This is a genomic window from Cellulophaga sp. 20_2_10, assembly GCF_023476645.1.
GTDB lineage: Bacteria > Bacteroidota > Bacteroidia > Flavobacteriales > Flavobacteriaceae > Cellulophaga.
Map to the genome: position 1 here is coordinate 35718 of NZ_JAMCOJ010000007.1, position 15626 is coordinate 51343.

13 protein-coding genes are annotated in these 15626 nt (G+C 33.7%); 9 read left to right on the top strand and 4 right to left on the bottom strand.

The genetic code is table 11. The annotated features are described in order from the left end of the window. Genes lptE through miaB form a run of 3 tightly spaced genes read right to left on the bottom strand, consistent with a single transcriptional unit; the run spans position 1 to position 3260 of the window. Positions 1-531 carry an LptE family protein gene (gene lptE / locus M4I21_RS13310; RefSeq protein WP_249559701.1) on the bottom strand — a complete coding sequence of 177 codons (531 nt, stop codon included), beginning with the start codon at positions 529-531 and terminating at the stop codon, positions 1-3. 3 nt (positions 532-534) lie between these two features. Continuing rightward, the gene (locus M4I21_RS13315; RefSeq protein ID WP_249559703.1) at positions 535-1815 is read right to left on the bottom strand and encodes a sigma-54 interaction domain-containing protein; all 1281 of its coding nucleotides are present in this window, start codon (positions 1813-1815) and stop codon (positions 535-537) included. A 5-nt stretch (positions 1816-1820) separates the two neighbouring features. Further along, on the bottom strand, positions 1821-3260 hold the full coding sequence (miaB, locus tag M4I21_RS13320) for a tRNA (N6-isopentenyl adenosine(37)-C2)-methylthiotransferase MiaB (protein ID WP_249559705.1): 1440 nt from the start codon (positions 3258-3260) through the stop codon (positions 1821-1823). A gap of 138 nt (positions 3261-3398) precedes the next feature. On the opposite strand from miaB, the gene M4I21_RS13325 reads away from it, so the two are divergent. The 9 genes from M4I21_RS13325 to M4I21_RS13365 all read left to right on the top strand — a co-directional run bounded on the left by M4I21_RS13325 (position 3399) and on the right by M4I21_RS13365 (position 15206). After that, entirely contained in the window at positions 3399-4163 is a 765-nt protein-coding gene (locus tag M4I21_RS13325) for a hypothetical protein (protein ID WP_249559707.1), read from the top strand. Positions 4164-4222: 59 nt separating this feature from the next. Beyond that, entirely contained in the window at positions 4223-5455 is a 1233-nt protein-coding gene (locus M4I21_RS13330; protein ID WP_249559709.1) for an LVIVD repeat-containing protein, read from the top strand. Positions 5456-5573: 118 nt separating this feature from the next. Beyond that, entirely contained in the window at positions 5574-8090 is a 2517-nt protein-coding gene (gene topA / locus M4I21_RS13335) for a type I DNA topoisomerase (RefSeq protein WP_249559710.1), read from the top strand. A gap of 6 nt (positions 8091-8096) precedes the next feature. After that, the gene (locus tag M4I21_RS13340) at positions 8097-9254 is read left to right on the top strand and encodes a formimidoylglutamase (RefSeq protein ID WP_249559712.1); all 1158 of its coding nucleotides are present in this window, start codon (positions 8097-8099) and stop codon (positions 9252-9254) included. Positions 9255-9369: 115 nt separating this feature from the next. Further along, the gene (porK, locus tag M4I21_RS13345; protein ID WP_249559714.1) at positions 9370-10728 is read left to right on the top strand and encodes a T9SS ring complex lipoprotein PorK/GldK; all 1359 of its coding nucleotides are present in this window, start codon (positions 9370-9372) and stop codon (positions 10726-10728) included. 62 nt (positions 10729-10790) lie between these two features. Continuing rightward, positions 10791-11444 carry a type IX secretion system motor protein PorL/GldL gene (gene porL, locus M4I21_RS13350; protein WP_072304623.1) on the top strand — a complete coding sequence of 218 codons (654 nt, stop codon included), beginning with the start codon at positions 10791-10793 and terminating at the stop codon, positions 11442-11444. A gap of 55 nt (positions 11445-11499) precedes the next feature. Beyond that, positions 11500-13059: a type IX secretion system motor protein PorM/GldM gene (porM, locus tag M4I21_RS13355; protein ID WP_249559716.1), complete on the top strand. Its 1560-nt coding sequence runs from the start codon at positions 11500-11502 to the stop codon at positions 13057-13059. A 78-nt stretch (positions 13060-13137) separates the two neighbouring features. After that, positions 13138-14037, top strand: a complete 900-nt coding sequence (porN, locus tag M4I21_RS13360) for a type IX secretion system ring subunit PorN/GldN (protein ID WP_249559823.1) — start codon at positions 13138-13140, stop codon at positions 14035-14037. 107 nt (positions 14038-14144) lie between these two features. Beyond that, a complete protein-coding gene (locus M4I21_RS13365) occupies positions 14145-15206 on the top strand; it encodes an NAD(P)/FAD-dependent oxidoreductase (protein WP_249559718.1) in 1062 nt (353 codons plus the stop codon). On the opposite strand, the gene M4I21_RS13370 is transcribed toward M4I21_RS13365, so the two are convergent. Further along, positions 15190-15588, bottom strand: a complete 399-nt coding sequence (locus M4I21_RS13370) for a DUF983 domain-containing protein (protein WP_249559720.1) — start codon at positions 15586-15588, stop codon at positions 15190-15192. The genes M4I21_RS13365 and M4I21_RS13370 overlap by 17 nt on opposite strands. Positions 15589-15626 lie beyond the last annotated feature (38 nt).

The following is a 15626-nucleotide window of genomic DNA, read 5'->3' on the forward strand; positions in this document are numbered from 1 at the left end:
CTACCAGTCTGCTAAAGATTTGCTAAAAATATCTTGTGTAATACGCTCAAAAAGTTCTGCATGTGCTTCAGATTTTACAGAAGCCAATAAAGAGTTTGCTGGATAATCATAGAAAAATGAAAAACGTTGCTCAAAATCTGAATCCTCTTTTGTTTTGTTGTAAAAACGTACATTAACGGCCATAGTTAATCTGTTCTGCGCTGCAGTCTGTGCGGCTGTAGCAGTCATAGGAGAAATTCTGTATTCTACAATTTCACCTTCGTACACCAAATCTGCGTTAGAGTTTGTTATTCCAAGGCTTGTTTGGCTACTTAATAGATCTTGTAGAGCGGTAGTGAAATCTCTGTCTAAGCCTGGCTCTACTGTAGAACCTGCGCTTTGCGAGGCATAGTTTTGAAAAAAGCTTACCTGAAAAGATTTTGCGTCACCAACGCTACCACCTGTAAAATTGTAACCAACACTTTTTAGTCCGCATGCCTGTATTGTAAAAGCAATAACAAGTAATGCAAGTATGTTTTTTATGTTTTTCATCTGCTATAAATCAAACTGTTTTATTTTTCTATATAAAGTACGTTCAGAAATGCCTAGTTCTGCAGCTGCAGCCTTTCTTTTTCCTCTGTTTCTTTCTAAAGATTTTTTTATAAGTTCTATTTCCTTGTCTTGTAAAGATAGGGTTTCTTCCTCTTCTATTTCTTCGGCAAAATGGTATTTGTCATCTTGTGGTGCAGTTGGAGAAATAATTTCTTCTCGTTCTCTATTAGGATTGGGTAAGTGTAGAATTTCTGAAGCTGCACTTTCTGCTTCTTCAAAATCTTCGTCATCATCGTCTCCATATATTTTCTGAATTAGATGTTCGTTTTCCTCTTGTACCTTTTCGCTATCATTATTTTTCATTAACTCTAGCGTCAGCTTTTTAAGGTCGTTAAGGTCTCCTTTCATATCAAAAAGAACTTTGTATAAAATTTCTCTTTCGTTGCTAAAGTCGCCCTCTTTTTTTTCTTTATTTACAACAGCGGGTAGGTTTTTGTTGCCGCCAATTGGTAGATAGGAGTGTAGTGTTGTTGCAGATATGTTACGTTCGGACTCTAGTACAGATATTTGTTCTGCTACGTTACGCAATTGTCTAATATTACCTGCCCAACGGTATTTTTGTAATAGCTGTACCGCTTCTTCAGACAAGCGTATAGTTGGCATTTTATATTTTTGACTAAAGTCTGATGCAAATTTTCTGAACAATAGGTGAATATCTTCTAAACGTTCGCGTAAAGGCGGAAGATTTATTTCTACAGTACTTAATCTGTAATATAAATCTTCTCTAAATCTATTTTTCTGTATCGCATCAAACATATGTACGTTGGTTGCAGCAACAATACGTACATTGGTTTTTTGTGGTTGCGAAGATCCTACTTTTAAAAACTCACCATTTTCTAATACACGTAGCAGACGTACTTGTGTTGTAAGAGGTAGTTCGCCTACTTCATCTAAAAAAATAGTACCACCATCTGCCACCTCAAAATAACCTTTTCTTGTGGTTGTAGCTCCTGTAAAGGCGCCTTTTTCGTGACCAAATAGTTCACTGTCTATTGTGCCTTCAGGTATTGCGCCACAGTTAACAGCAATGTATTTTGCGTGCTTTCGGTGAGATAAAGAGTGTATAATTTTTGGTATTGCTTCTTTACCAACCCCACTTTCACCTGTTACCAATACAGATATATCTGTAGGAGCAACTTGTATTGCTTTTTCTATAGCTCTATTGAGTTGTGTATCGTTACCAATAATCTCAAATCGTTGCTTAATTGCTTGTACAGATTCCATTTTGTTTAATTTTTTACAATACTACCTAAAAGGGTTCCTGTGGTGCAGTCTTCAACTTTTACATGTACAAATTGGCCCATTTTACTGTCTTCTTTAGGGAAAACAATTACGGCATTTTGCGAGTTTCTACCTCTCCAATGTGCTGTAGATCTTTTAGATTCTCCTTCAATTAAAACTTCATCAATTTTACCTAATCGCTGTTGTAATCTATAACCAGAATGTTCTCTTTGAGATGCTATAATTTCTGCTAGCCTTCTTTTTTTATCAGCTTCAGGAACATCGTCTTCTAATTTACGAGCAGCCATTGTTCCAGGTCTTTCAGAATAAGAATACATGTAGCCAAAATCGTATTTTACGTATTCTAATAAGGATAAAGTGTCTTTATGATCTTCTTCGGTTTCGGTTGGGAAACCAGCAATCATATCCTGAGAAATAGCACAATCTGGAATAATTTTTCTAATATTATCTATTAGTGTAAAGTATTCTTCTCTGGTATGTAAGCGGTTCATCGCTTTTAAAATTCTATTGCTTCCACTTTGTACAGGCAAATGTATGTGGTTGCAAATATTATTGTACTTGGCCATAGTTTTAACTACATCTAAAGTTAAATCTTGAGGGTTAGAAGTAGAGAAACGAATTCTCATTTCAGGTTGTGCAATAGCAGTCATTTCTAATAAAGTAGCAAAGTTAACAGCAGTTGCTTTTTGCATTTCGGTAGCTTCGCCAAAATCCTTTTTTAAGCCACCACCATACCATAAGTAACTATCTACATTTTGTCCTAAAAGTGTAATCTCTTTGTAACCTTTGTTCCAAAGATCGTTAACCTCTTCTAGTATAGATTGTGGTTCTCTACTGCGCTCTCTACCACGGGTAAATGGTACAACACAAAATGTACACATATTATCGCAGCCACGAGTAATAGATACGTATGCAGATATACCGTTTGTGTTTAAGCGTACGGGAGAAACATCTCCGTAAGTTTCATCTTTAGATAGGATAACGTTTATAGCGTTACGGCCTTCATCTATCTCTTTTATAAGGTTTGGTAAATCTTTGTAGGCATCTGGACCTACAACCATATCCACAATTTTTTCTTCTTCTAAAAACTGACTCTTTAAACGTTCTGCCATACAGCCCAGAACACCAACTTTTAAATGTGGTCTAGTTCTTTTTACTGCATTAAATTTTTCTAAACGTTTGCGAATAGTAAGTTCTGCTTTTTCTCTAATAGAGCAAGTATTAACTAATACAAGATCTGCATCTTCTAGCACTTGTGTGGTGTTAAAACCTTCTTTTGCTAATATAGAAGCTACAATTTCACTATCTGAAAAGTTCATAGCACACCCATAACTTTCTATATACAGTTTACGTGTGTTGTCTTTTTTGTTCTCTAGTGCTAAAGAATTTCCTTGTACTGCTTCGTCTATAACTTTCTCTTCTGCCATATCTAAATCTACTGCTAACTAATAAAAGGCAAAGATAGTACTAAATATAAAGAAGTGACAATATGACAGTTAATTTTAATAGTTTTTTAGTAATATAATCAAGCTTAAGTTTATTTTTGTGCCTCAAAATAAACAGAAATGGATTTTTACGGCGTAGAAGAGAAAATAAAATTAAGAGCACCTTTAGATTTTGGTGTTCTTTTTAGCAAAACAATAGAGTTGTTTAAACTTGTTTGGATGCAGGGCTTTGTAACATTGTTATTTAATGCGTTATCAGCGTTAGTGCTTTTGGTTATTTTGTATATCCCTCTAATAGCACTTGGTTTAATAGATCCTGTAGCATTTGAGAGTCAAGACCCACCTGCTATATATCCTTTTTTTGTGATGTTGTTAATGCCTATAATATTTGTGTGTATTAGCACGGTTTCTTTATTGCTTATGGCTGGTTTTTATAGAATATGTAAAATTAAAGATGAGAAGTTAACAGCAGCAGAAGGACATTTTTTTTATTTTAAAAAAGAATACATACGTAAGGCTTTTATATTGGCATTAATAACAATTGGGTTAGTCATAGTAGGTATGCTAACTTGTGGTTTTGGTTTAATTTATTTAGGAGTTCCTCTAGCGTTATTTCCTGTGTTTTTGGCTTTTGGTGAAGAATTATCTGCGATAGAAATAGTAAAGGCAAGTTTTGCTTTAGGAAACAAAAATTGGTTGGTATTATTTGGTTTATTGCTTGTTTTGGGTTTTATAGCACAATTAGGAGTGCTGCTTTGTTTTGTAGGGATATTTTTTACAGCAATGCTTTCTAGAGTTTCAATTTACTACGCCTATAAAGATGGAGTTGGCTTTACAGATAAAACAGAAGATAGACTAAAATCTCTTATGTCTGATTTTGAATAACCTACGCAACCTTTGTTTTTATTCTGTATCTAGTTTGTAACAACTAAACTATAATAAGAATGAAAAAACAATTTATTTTAATACTCATATTTGTTACAACACTTGTAGGTTGTACAGAAGATATAGATGATAGTAAATACGCAGATTACTTAGTAGCAAAACCTCTTAAAATTAGTTTGTCTGAGTTTGAGAGTGGTGGCCAAATTATTGCGCCAAAACCTATTGAAGAGTCGGGTAAAATATATGCGTACAACGATTATATTTTTATAAACGACAAATACAAAGGAATACACGTAATTGATAACAAAAATCCAAAAAACCCAGTTAAAATAGCTTTTATTAAAATAGCAGGGAATGTAGATATTTCTGTTAAAGATAATTATTTGTATGCAGATAGTTTAAAAGATTTATTGGTTTTTAATATCTCTAATAAAGACAATATTAAGCTTGTAAATAGGTTAAAAAATGTATTACAAGATAATATTGTTTGGCCAATAGCCGATATTTACGAATGGGAAAATGCAACTACACAAGATGAGATTTTAGTAGGTTGGGAAGTGGTGACCGAGCGTAGGTTAAAAGAAGAAACAACTAATTGGTTAGAAAATGGAGCTTTAAATAATACCGCAGATGTTGGTAATGTTGGTCAAGGAGGATCTTTAGCTCGTTTTAAAATTGTAAAAGATTATTTATACGCAGTAGATAATCATTCAATTAACGTTTTTAATATAGAAGATTTAGAAAACCCTAAAGATTTAGAAGATGTATATGCTGGGTTTGATATAGAGACTATTTTTAATAAAGACAATTATTTATTTTTAGGAAGTAAAAGTGGAATGTATATATATGATATATCTACACCGCAAACACCAACATTTGTTTCGGAATTTCAGCACGGTACAGCTTGCGACCCTGTTGTAGTAGATGGCGATTATGCTTATGTAACTTTACGTGGTGGTAATACTTGTGGAGCAACAGAAAGCGGATTGTTTATTATAGATATTAGTACAATTGCTAATCCCGTTTTACTAAAAAAATATGCATTAGATGGTCCTTATGGGCTTGGAATAAAGGGTAATACGCTTTTTGTGTGCGATGGTAATTCTGGATTAAAGGTCTATGATAAAACAGATGTAACTAATTTAAAAGAGATTAATCATTTTAAAGATATAGTAACTTTTGATGTTATACCAAGAGAAGAAAATTTACTAATGGTTGGCGATAATGTATTGTATCAATATAAATATTTAGAAAATAATATAAGCTTGTTAAGTAGCTTAAATCTAGATTAATTTGTTGCTAAAATGTACTAAAGATCGCCCTTAAAAGCGGTCTTTTTTTATTGGATTCTACCTTATAACGTATTAAATAAAAAAATTGCTATACTTTTGTACAACCAAAAACCATAAAATGGCGAAGAATTTAGTAATTGTAGAGTCACCTGCAAAAGCAAAAACAATAGAGAAGTTTTTAGGAAAAGATTATAAGGTAGAATCGAGCTTTGGACACATAGCAGATTTGCCATCTAAAGAATTAGGGGTAGATGTAGAAAATAACTTTACGCCCAAATATATAGTAGATAGCGAAAAGAAAAAACTTGTAAAAAAACTTAAAGATTTAGCAGACAAAGCAGAGATTATATGGCTTGCGAGTGATGAGGATCGCGAGGGTGAGGCTATTTCTTGGCATTTGGCTGAAGAATTAAAATTAGATAAATCTAAGACAAGAAGAATTGTTTTTAACTCTATTACAAAATCTGCCATACAAAAGGCAATAGAGAACCCGAGAGAAATTAATTACAACTTAGTAAATGCACAGCAGGCACGTAGAGTGCTAGATAGGTTGGTTGGTTACGAGTTGTCTCCCGTTCTTTGGAAAAAAATAAAGCCAGGCTTATCTGCAGGTCGTGTACAATCTGTAGCGGTTAGGTTAATTGTAGAGAGAGAAAGATCTATAGAAGCTTTTACGCCAGAAGCATCATTTAGAGTAGTTGCAGAATTTAAAACTGCATCAGGCAGTAGTTTTTCAGCAAAAATTAATAAAACATTCTCTAGCAAAAAAACAGCAGAAGACTTCTTAAATAAAAATATAGGAGCTAATTTTTCTATAGCGAACTTAGATAAAAAGCCAGCAAAGAAATCTCCAGCAGCACCTTTTACAACATCAACCTTACAACAAGAAGCAGCGCGTAAGTTGTACTTTTCTGTTGGTAAAACAATGCAGGTTGCACAACGTTTGTACGAGGCAGGTTTAATTACCTATATGAGAACAGATAGTGTAAACTTGTCTAAAGAAGCACTAGATGCGGCAAAAGAAGCTATTGTAGAAAGTTATGGAAAAGAATATAGTGAGGTTCGTAGTTTTGTAGGTAAAACAAAAGGGGCGCAAGAAGCTCACGAAGCAATTAGACCTACAGAGATGAAAAAGCAGTCTCCTTCTGTAGAGAGAGACCAAGCTAGATTATACGAGCTTATTTGGAAACGTACATTGGCATCGCAAATGAGTGATGCGCAATTAGAGCGTACCAATGTAAAAATACAAGCAGATAAACACAAGGAAGAATTTACTGCGAACGGTGAGGTTATTAAATTTGATGGTTTTCTAAAGGTTTATTTAGAAGGTCATGATGATGAAGAGACAGAAGAGCAAGAAGGAATGTTGCCTGCAATGAAAGTTGGAGAAACACTAGAGAACAGATTTATTACTGCAACAGAACGCTTCTCTAGAGCACCATATAGATTTACTGAAGCATCTCTAGTAAAAAAATTAGAAGAATTAGGAATAGGAAGACCGTCTACCTATGCACCAACAATTTCTACGATACAAAATAGAGGGTATGTAGAAAAAGGAACTATAGATGGAGTAGAAAGAAAATACACTCAATTAGTTTTAGAAGCTGGTAGCGTAAACGAAAAAGGATTAACAGAAACGGTTGGTTCAGATAAAGGTAAAATGGTACCTACAGATATAGGGATGATTGTGACTGACTTTTTAGTAAGTCATTTTGAAACTATACTAGATTACAACTTTACTGCTAAAGTAGAAGAAGACTTTGATGAAATTGCTGCTGGTGATGAGGATTGGAGTAAAGTAATGAAAAACTTTTACAAAGATTTTCACCCTAAGGTAGAAGACGTAGAGCAAAATGCAGAAAGAGCAAGTGGCGAACGTATATTAGGAACAGATCCAAAATCTGGAAGACAAGTCTCTGTGCGTTTAGGTAGGTTTGGACCAATGGTACAAATAGGAACGGCAGAAGAGGAAGAAAAACCAGAGTTTGCAAGTTTATTGCCAGAGCACTCTTTAGGTTCTATAACTTTTGAAGAGGCTATGGAACTCTTTAAATTACCAAGAGATTTAGGAGAATACGAAGGAGAAGAAGTATCTGCAAACGTAGGTAGATTTGGACCTTATGTAAAGTTTGGTAAAAAGTTTATTTCTATGGAAAAAGGCGAAAGCGCTTTAGATATAACCAAAGAAAGAGCAATAGAGTTAATAAAAGAAAAACAAATAGCAGATGCACCAGTAGCTTCTTATGAAGATTTAGAAGTAACTAAAGGTGTTGGGCGTTTTGGGCCATTTATAAAATGGAACGGAATGTTTATAAACGTAAATAAAAAGTACGATTTTGATACGCTTTCTTTTGAAGATATTGTAGAGCTTATAGAAGCTAAAAAGCAGAAGGAAATAGATAAGCTTATACAAGAATGGCCAGAAGAGGGTATACGTATAGAAAAAGCTAGATGGGGAAGATTCAATGTCTTAAAAGGAAAAATAAAGGTAGAATTAGCTAAAACAGTAGATGCTGCCAAAATTACTCTAGAAGAAGCACAGGCGATGATAGAGAAGAAAACTCCAAAGAAAAAGGCAAAAGCCAAACCTAAAGCAAAAGCAAAGGCGAAAGCAAAACCAAAGACAAAGAAGTAAATAAATATGGCGTTCGAATTTTTGGTTCCAGTGGCAGATAAAGTAATAGCTCATTGTGAGCTTCTACCGTCGCAATCATTAGGAAAGAAAATACACAAGCACACAAAAAAAGATGGTTTACCAGTATTAGCTATGGCTTCCATAGCTATTATTGGTGTTAACGAATCTAGAAATGCTTACGAGAAAAAAGCAGAAGCGTTAGATATCTCAGGAGTTAGACTGGAACTTTATAAATTAATGGTAGGTAATTGGAACTCTACCGTTCTAGATTTAGGAGACGTAGAACCAGGAGAAAGTGTTAGTGATACTTATTATGTAGTAAAAGAAATTGTAGCTTCACTTATAGAAGAAGATATACTACCTATAGTAATTGGTCCAACACAAGATTTAACTTATCCTTGTTATAGAGCATTTGACGGACTCAGAAATATGATTAATCTAGTAAACATAGATAATCGTTTTGATTTTGGAGACCAAGAAGAGCTTATATCATCTAACTCTTACATGAGTAAGATTATAACAGACCAACCAAATAATCTTTTTAATTTCTCAAACATTGGGTATCAAAGTTATTTTAACTCTCAAGAAGAAATAGACTTAATGCAGCGTCTTTTTTTTGATGCATACAGGTTAGGAGAAGTAACATCAGACATTACATTAGTAGAGCCTCTTCTACGAAATGCACATATTGTTAGTTTAGATGCACGGGCCATACGAGCTAGTGAAATGGGGATGTTAAATAATTTTTCACCAAACGGATTTACTGGAAGAGAAATTTGTGCTATTGCTAGATACGCAGGAATAAGCGAGAAATTAGCTGTTTTTGGTGTGTTTGAAAGTGAGAACTCTAACCAGTCTTTTCAGCTCATAGCCCAGATAATATGGTACTTTATAGAGGGCTATAACTTTAGAGTACAAGAGTTGCCTTATTTAAATAAAGAAGCGTTTACAAAGTATATAGTTCCTTCGGACTTAGAAGAACTAGTTTTTTATAAAAGTAATTTAACAGAAAGATGGTGGGTAGAAGTACCATCTATTTTAAATTCATATAATAAAAACGAAATGCCTGCGTTATTACCCTGCACCAAGGCGGATTATGTTGAGGCTACAAACCAAAATATACCTGAAAGGTGGTTTAAAGCTTTTAAAAAAGGACTTAATTAAAAAATTACTGTAAATAACGTGTCTTAATACAATATTTCATCTAAAACACAGTTTTAATGAATGAATATATGTGATTAAGAACTAAATATCTTAAATCGAAATTTAACCTATAATTATGAAGAAACTATTGTTAATGTCCATGGGATTTGTTCTTTTACTTGGCAGTTGCGGTAAGTCAGGGACAAAAGGAGAATTGGTAGGAGCCCAAGGAAAAAAATGGTATCCGGAAAAACCTTACGGAATGGAATTGATCCCTAGAGGGTCTTTTATCATGGGTAAGTCAGAAGAAGACCAAGCGCAGGTTTTAAACGCGCCTACTAAAACAGTTACAGTAACTTCTTTTTATATGGATGATACTGAAATAACAAATAGTGAGTATCGTCAGTTTGTAGAATGGGTTAAAGATTCTATTACAAGAACTAAATTGGCAATATTAGCAGATGAGTTAGGCTTAAGCCCAGAAGATGGTGGTATTGGTGAGTACGCGTTTAAAGATGCAGATACAACTAAAATGTCTGAGTATGATAAATATATGATGGATAACTACGGAGGTGGTGGCCCATTAGGATATGAAGGTAGAGCTCTAAATAAAGATGAAGATCTTGTTTGGAACACATCAGAATATCCAGATGAGTACTATGTAGAAGTTATGGATAAATTATATATCCCAGAAGATGAAGCATACAATGGCCAACGTACTATAGATGTTACGCAACTTAAATATAAGTATAGCTGGATGGATATAGATGCAGCTGCTAGGTCTAAGACAGGAAGTAGAAAAGATTTTATTAAGCAAACAGAATTGCCTATTTATCCAGATACTACTGTTTGGATTAAAGATTTTGAATACTCTTATAATGAGCCAATGCACAACGATTATTTTTGGCATGATGCTTATAGTGAGTACCCTGTAGTAGGTGTTACTTGGGACCAAGCAACGGCTTTTTGTAACTGGAGAACAAAATTAAAGAATGACGACCAAAAAAGTAGAGGTAAACAACCAGTAAATAAATTTAGATTGCCAACAGAAGCAGAATGGGAATATGCTGCAAGAGGTGGTATCGAAAGTGGTATGTATCCTTGGGGTGGTCCTTATGTAATTAGTGATACAGGTTGCTACATGGCAAACTTTAAACCACAAAGAGGAGATTACGCTGCAGATGCAGCATTATATACAGTAGAGGCTAAAGCTTATGAGCCTAACGACTTTAACTTGTATAATATGGCTGGTAACGTGTCTGAATGGACAAGCTCTAGCTACGATCCAAGTACTTACGATTTTGTTTCTACAATGAATCCTAACGGAGGAGATAGTGGTAACGCAAGAAGAGTAATACGTGGTGGTTCTTGGAAAGATGTTGCTTACTTCTTACAAGTATCTACAAGAGATTACGAATACAGAGATTCAGCTCGTAGTTATATTGGCTTTAGAACTGTACAAGATTACATGGGAGAAGAAGATTCTACCGATTAATTAACCGAATAAATTTAACCCTAAATACTTATAATTAATAAACCCAAATTAAAATTTAAATTATGGCACAATCAAAATCAACAAAGAAATTATTTAATATGGCCTATGGCCTAGGAGCGTCGATCGTTATTATTGGAGCGTTATTCAAAATTCTTCACTGGGAACTTGGACCTTTAAACGGTGGTGTTTTACTTGCAATTGGTCTTATTACAGAGGCACTTATTTTTGCAATTAGTGCATTTGAACCTCTAGATGACGAATTAGACTGGTCTCTAGTATATCCAGAATTAGCAGGTGGTGAAACATCAGTTAAAAAGAAAAATGATAGTTTAGAAGTAAAAGAAGCAGAAGCATCTTTATCTAAGAAATTAGATTCTATGTTAAAAGAAGCAGGTGTAGATGCAGAATTAATGGGAAGCTTAGGAAGTAGCATTAAGAACTTTGAAGGAGCTGCTAAAGGAATTGCACCAACAGTTGATGCAATGGAATCTACAAGAAAATATTCTGATGAAATGGTACAAGCTGCTTCACAAATGGAATCTTTAAATAGCTTATACAAAGTACAATTAGAAAGTGCTAGTAGACAAGCATCTATTAATGAAGAAGTAGTACAAAACTCTTCAGCATTAAAAGATCAAATGGAATCTTTAGCGACAAATTTATCTTCGTTAAACGGAGTTTACGGAGGTATGTTATCTGCAATGAGCAAAAACTAATTAGTTAATACTAATAACCCCAAATCTAATTATTAACTAAAATTTAGTAGAAAACATGGCAGGAGGAAAACAGTCACCACGTCAGAAAATGGTAAACTTAATGTACTTAGTGTTCATTTGTATGCTGGCGTTAAATATGAGTAAAGAAGTTCTAGCGGCATTCGGATTAATGAATGAGAAGATGGAAGTTTCTAACAAGAAATCAACAGATAATAACATGGCTTTCTTAGAAAGTCTTGGAACTAAGGCTTCAGAAGATGCGGCTAAATATGCTAAGGATTACAAAAATGCTCAAAAAGTACAACAGTTATCTCAAGAGTATTATGACTATTTAGAAGGTCTTAAAGCTGAGATGACTAAAGGAGTTGAAGATCCAACAGACTACCAGGTAATGGATAAGTCAGATTATTTAGATCAGAAATTCTTTAGTGGAGATAATTTAGCAGAAGGTGGTAAAGAATTCATGAAAAGAATTACAGATTACCGTTCTCAAATAGCTCAATTAGTACCAGAAAGATTAAAAGGAGCAGTTGTTGCTAGGTTTGAAACTGGTGATGCTAATGGTAAAGTAGTAAAGAAAGACAAAACAAAACAAGATTGGATTAATTACCAGTATGAAAGTTTTCCTTTAATAGCTTCTTTAACTAAGATTACTGCTTTACAATCTGATATTAAGTCTACAGAAGAAGATGCTTTAAAAGCAATGTTAGAAGGTAACTTAACTGATCAAGTTTCTTTAAAGAACTTTAAAACTTCTCTTTTTGGATCTAAAACAGCATTCTACTCAGGAGAAGCTTACGATGGTAAAATAGTTATTAGTAAAACTGATAATTCTTCTACTCCAATTAGAGCAGAATTAACTTTAGATGGTAGAAAATTAAAAGAAAATACAGATTACAAGCTTGAAGCAGGTGGAGTAAAAATGTTAATTAGCGCTGGTAATCCTGGAGATCACGTAGTTGCTGGTACACTTTTCTTTATGCAAGATGGTACAGAGGTTCCAGTTGAGGTGAACAATTCATTCGCAACTATTTCTAAGCCAAGTGCAGCTTTAATTGCAGCAGATAAGATGAACGTTGTTTATCGTGGTGTTCCTAATCCAATGACAATATCTATACCAGGTATACCAAACAATAAAGTAAGAGCTTCTGCTCCAGGTTTAAAGCCGGTAAGTGGTAGTAAATATGTTATGACGCCAGGTTCTGGTAGAACAGTTAAGATTACAGCTTCTGGTACATTGCCTGATGGTAAGCCGGTTAGTTCTTCTTCTGACTTCAGAATTAAAGATATTCCAAGTCCAACAGGTTCTATTAGAGGAGAAACTGGTAGCGTTAAAATGCCACGTGCAAACTTAGAAGTGTCTACAATAGGTGCAATATTAGATGATTTCGATTTCGATTTAAACATTGGAGTTAGCGGATTCAGCTTTAAAGTTCCTGGGCAACCAACAATAAGAGTTAATGGTAGAAAATTAGACGGAAGAGCTAAATCTGCATTAAAAAGAGCAAAAAGAGGTGATATGGTTCAGATATTTAATATCCAAGCTTATATTACAAATAACAAGAGTTACAGATTAAAGAAAGTTTCTAGTGTACTTGTAGAAATTACAAACTAGAATAAATGAAACTAAACAGTAAGTTGCTGTTGCAAAATGGCAACTTACTTATAGCTTCAAAATAAAATTATTTAAATGATGAATTGGAAAAACATTTTAGTAGTAGGATTTATGGCAGTGTCTTCATTATCTGCTATGGCGCAATCAAATGTATTGAATGCCAAAAACCCTGATGAAATCGGAATAAAAACCGAAGCACAAATTAAAAAAGATAATGACGGACCATTAAGATATGGTTATGTAGACGACAGAGATGTTTTATGGTCTACTACTATATGGGAAGTTATAGATTTAGATGAGCGTGTAAATTTTCCTTTATATTACCCAATAGATACTATAGACATAGGTAAAGACAGAAGATCTTTATACCATGTTTTAATGAAAGCTATTAAGAGTGGTGATTTAGAAGTTTATGCAGATTCTTATTTCACAGAAAAAAGAAAATTAAGTGATCTTAAAGCGTCTATGCAAAAAATAGATACTACAGATTACGGTTACGATCAGTACAACGCTGGTGAAACAGTATCTGAAGAGTACATTAACAAAAGAGATTTAGTAGCTGCGGATTTAGAAGAATACCTAATTAAAGGAATGTGGTATTTTGATAAAAGACAAGGTGAATTAAAATACCGTTTGTTAGGTATTGCTCCAGTAGCACCAGATGTTAACTTTATAGATGATGATTCTGTAGAGATGGATGGTAACAAAATTCCTCTTTTCTGGGTATGGTATCCAGATGCTAGAGAAATATTACACACAGCCAAAGTTTTTAACCAAAGAAACTCTGCAAGTCCAATTTCTTTTGATATGTTGTTGAACTCTAGAAGATTTCAGGCAGTAATTTACAAAGAAGAAAATGTACACGGAGATCGTAAAATTAAAGATTACATCTCGGATAATGCATTGTTCCAGTTGCTAGAATCTAAAAGAATCAAAGAGGTTATTAGAGACAGAGAACAAGATATGTGGAGCTATTAAATATGCTTTAGAATTCCAATTCAATAATATAAGCAGACTCCCTAGGATTTTTATCCTAGGGAGTTTTTTTATGCTATAAATTAAGCTACTTTATCTATTTTTGCCATATGGTAGATTATTTAGTTGTAGGCCTTGGTTTGGCTGGTATTTCTTTTTGTGAAACTCTAGAGCAGAACAATAAGAGTTTTAAAGTTGTTGTAGATAGCTCACAGACATCTTCTGTAGTTGCTGGCGGATTATATAACCCTGTTATTTTAAAACGATTTACACTAGCTTGGAACGCTAAAGAACAATTAGACCTAGCTTTACCATTTTATAAAGGTTTAGAAGAAAAACTACAAGTACAGCTAGATTATAAAATACCTGTAGTGCGTAGATTTGCATCTGTAGAAGAGCAAAATATGTGGTTTGAAGCTTTAGACAAGCCAAATCTTCATTATTTTTTATCACCTAAAATTCTTCAAAATAATAACGACAACATAGATGCGCCTTTTGGATACGGAAAGGTTTTAGATACCGGGAGAATTGATACAAAGAAACTTTTGTCAACCTATAAAAACTACCTAATAGATAAAGGTGTTTTACAGGAAGAAACCTTTGATTTTTCTGCATTAGAGATTAAAGAAAATAGTGTTTTTTATAAAGGTATTGCTGCCACTAATATTATATTTGCAACAGGTTTTGGATTAAAAAGTAATCCATTCTTTAATTATTTACCCCTTAATGGTACAAAAGGAGAGTTATTAACTATAAAAGCTCCAGATTTAAACGAAGATAAGGTTGTAAAATCATCTGTGTTTATTATTCCTATGGGGAACCATTTGTATAGAGTTGGTGCAACTTACAATAGAGACGATAAAACAAATATAGTATCTACTGCTGCTAAAGAAGAGCTTTTAACCAAGTTAAATACATTTTTAAAATGTGATTATGAGGTGGTAGACCACAAAGCAGGAGTTCGGCCAACAGTTGCAGATCGTAAACCATTGGTAGGCGAACATCCTAAACACAAAAATATGTATGTTTTAAATGGTTTTGGATCTAGAGGAGTTATGGCTGGGCCATATGCTGCCCAACAATTGTATAATTTTATAGAGAATAAGGAACCGTTAAGGTCAGAAATAGACTGTAAGCGTTTTATAAAAAGGTATCTTAAGTCTGTTTCTTAAATTTTTCGGCAGCATTTTTGTCATAATGAATAAACATATTTATCCAAATATTACGAGACAGTCTCATAATTACAGGCATAAAACCAACTAAAGTTGCTACTATGCAAATAAAACTAATTAGAAGACTAGTTTCTATAAGAATAAAAGAGATAAAAAAAGCAGCAACAGCAAATGCAATACCAACACCATAACTTACATACATTGCTCCGTAAAAAAAGGAAGGCTCCATTTGATATTTGGTGTTGCAATGAGAACAACGCTCGTGCATGTCATACACATTGGACAAATGATAAGGGTTTTTATCCTTATACATATTCTCTAATTGACATTTTGGACAAGTTCCTGTTAAAATACTGCTGAGTTTGTTTCCTTTTTTTAACATTTGCAAAAAGTTTTTACAAAAATACAATTTTCTATAAT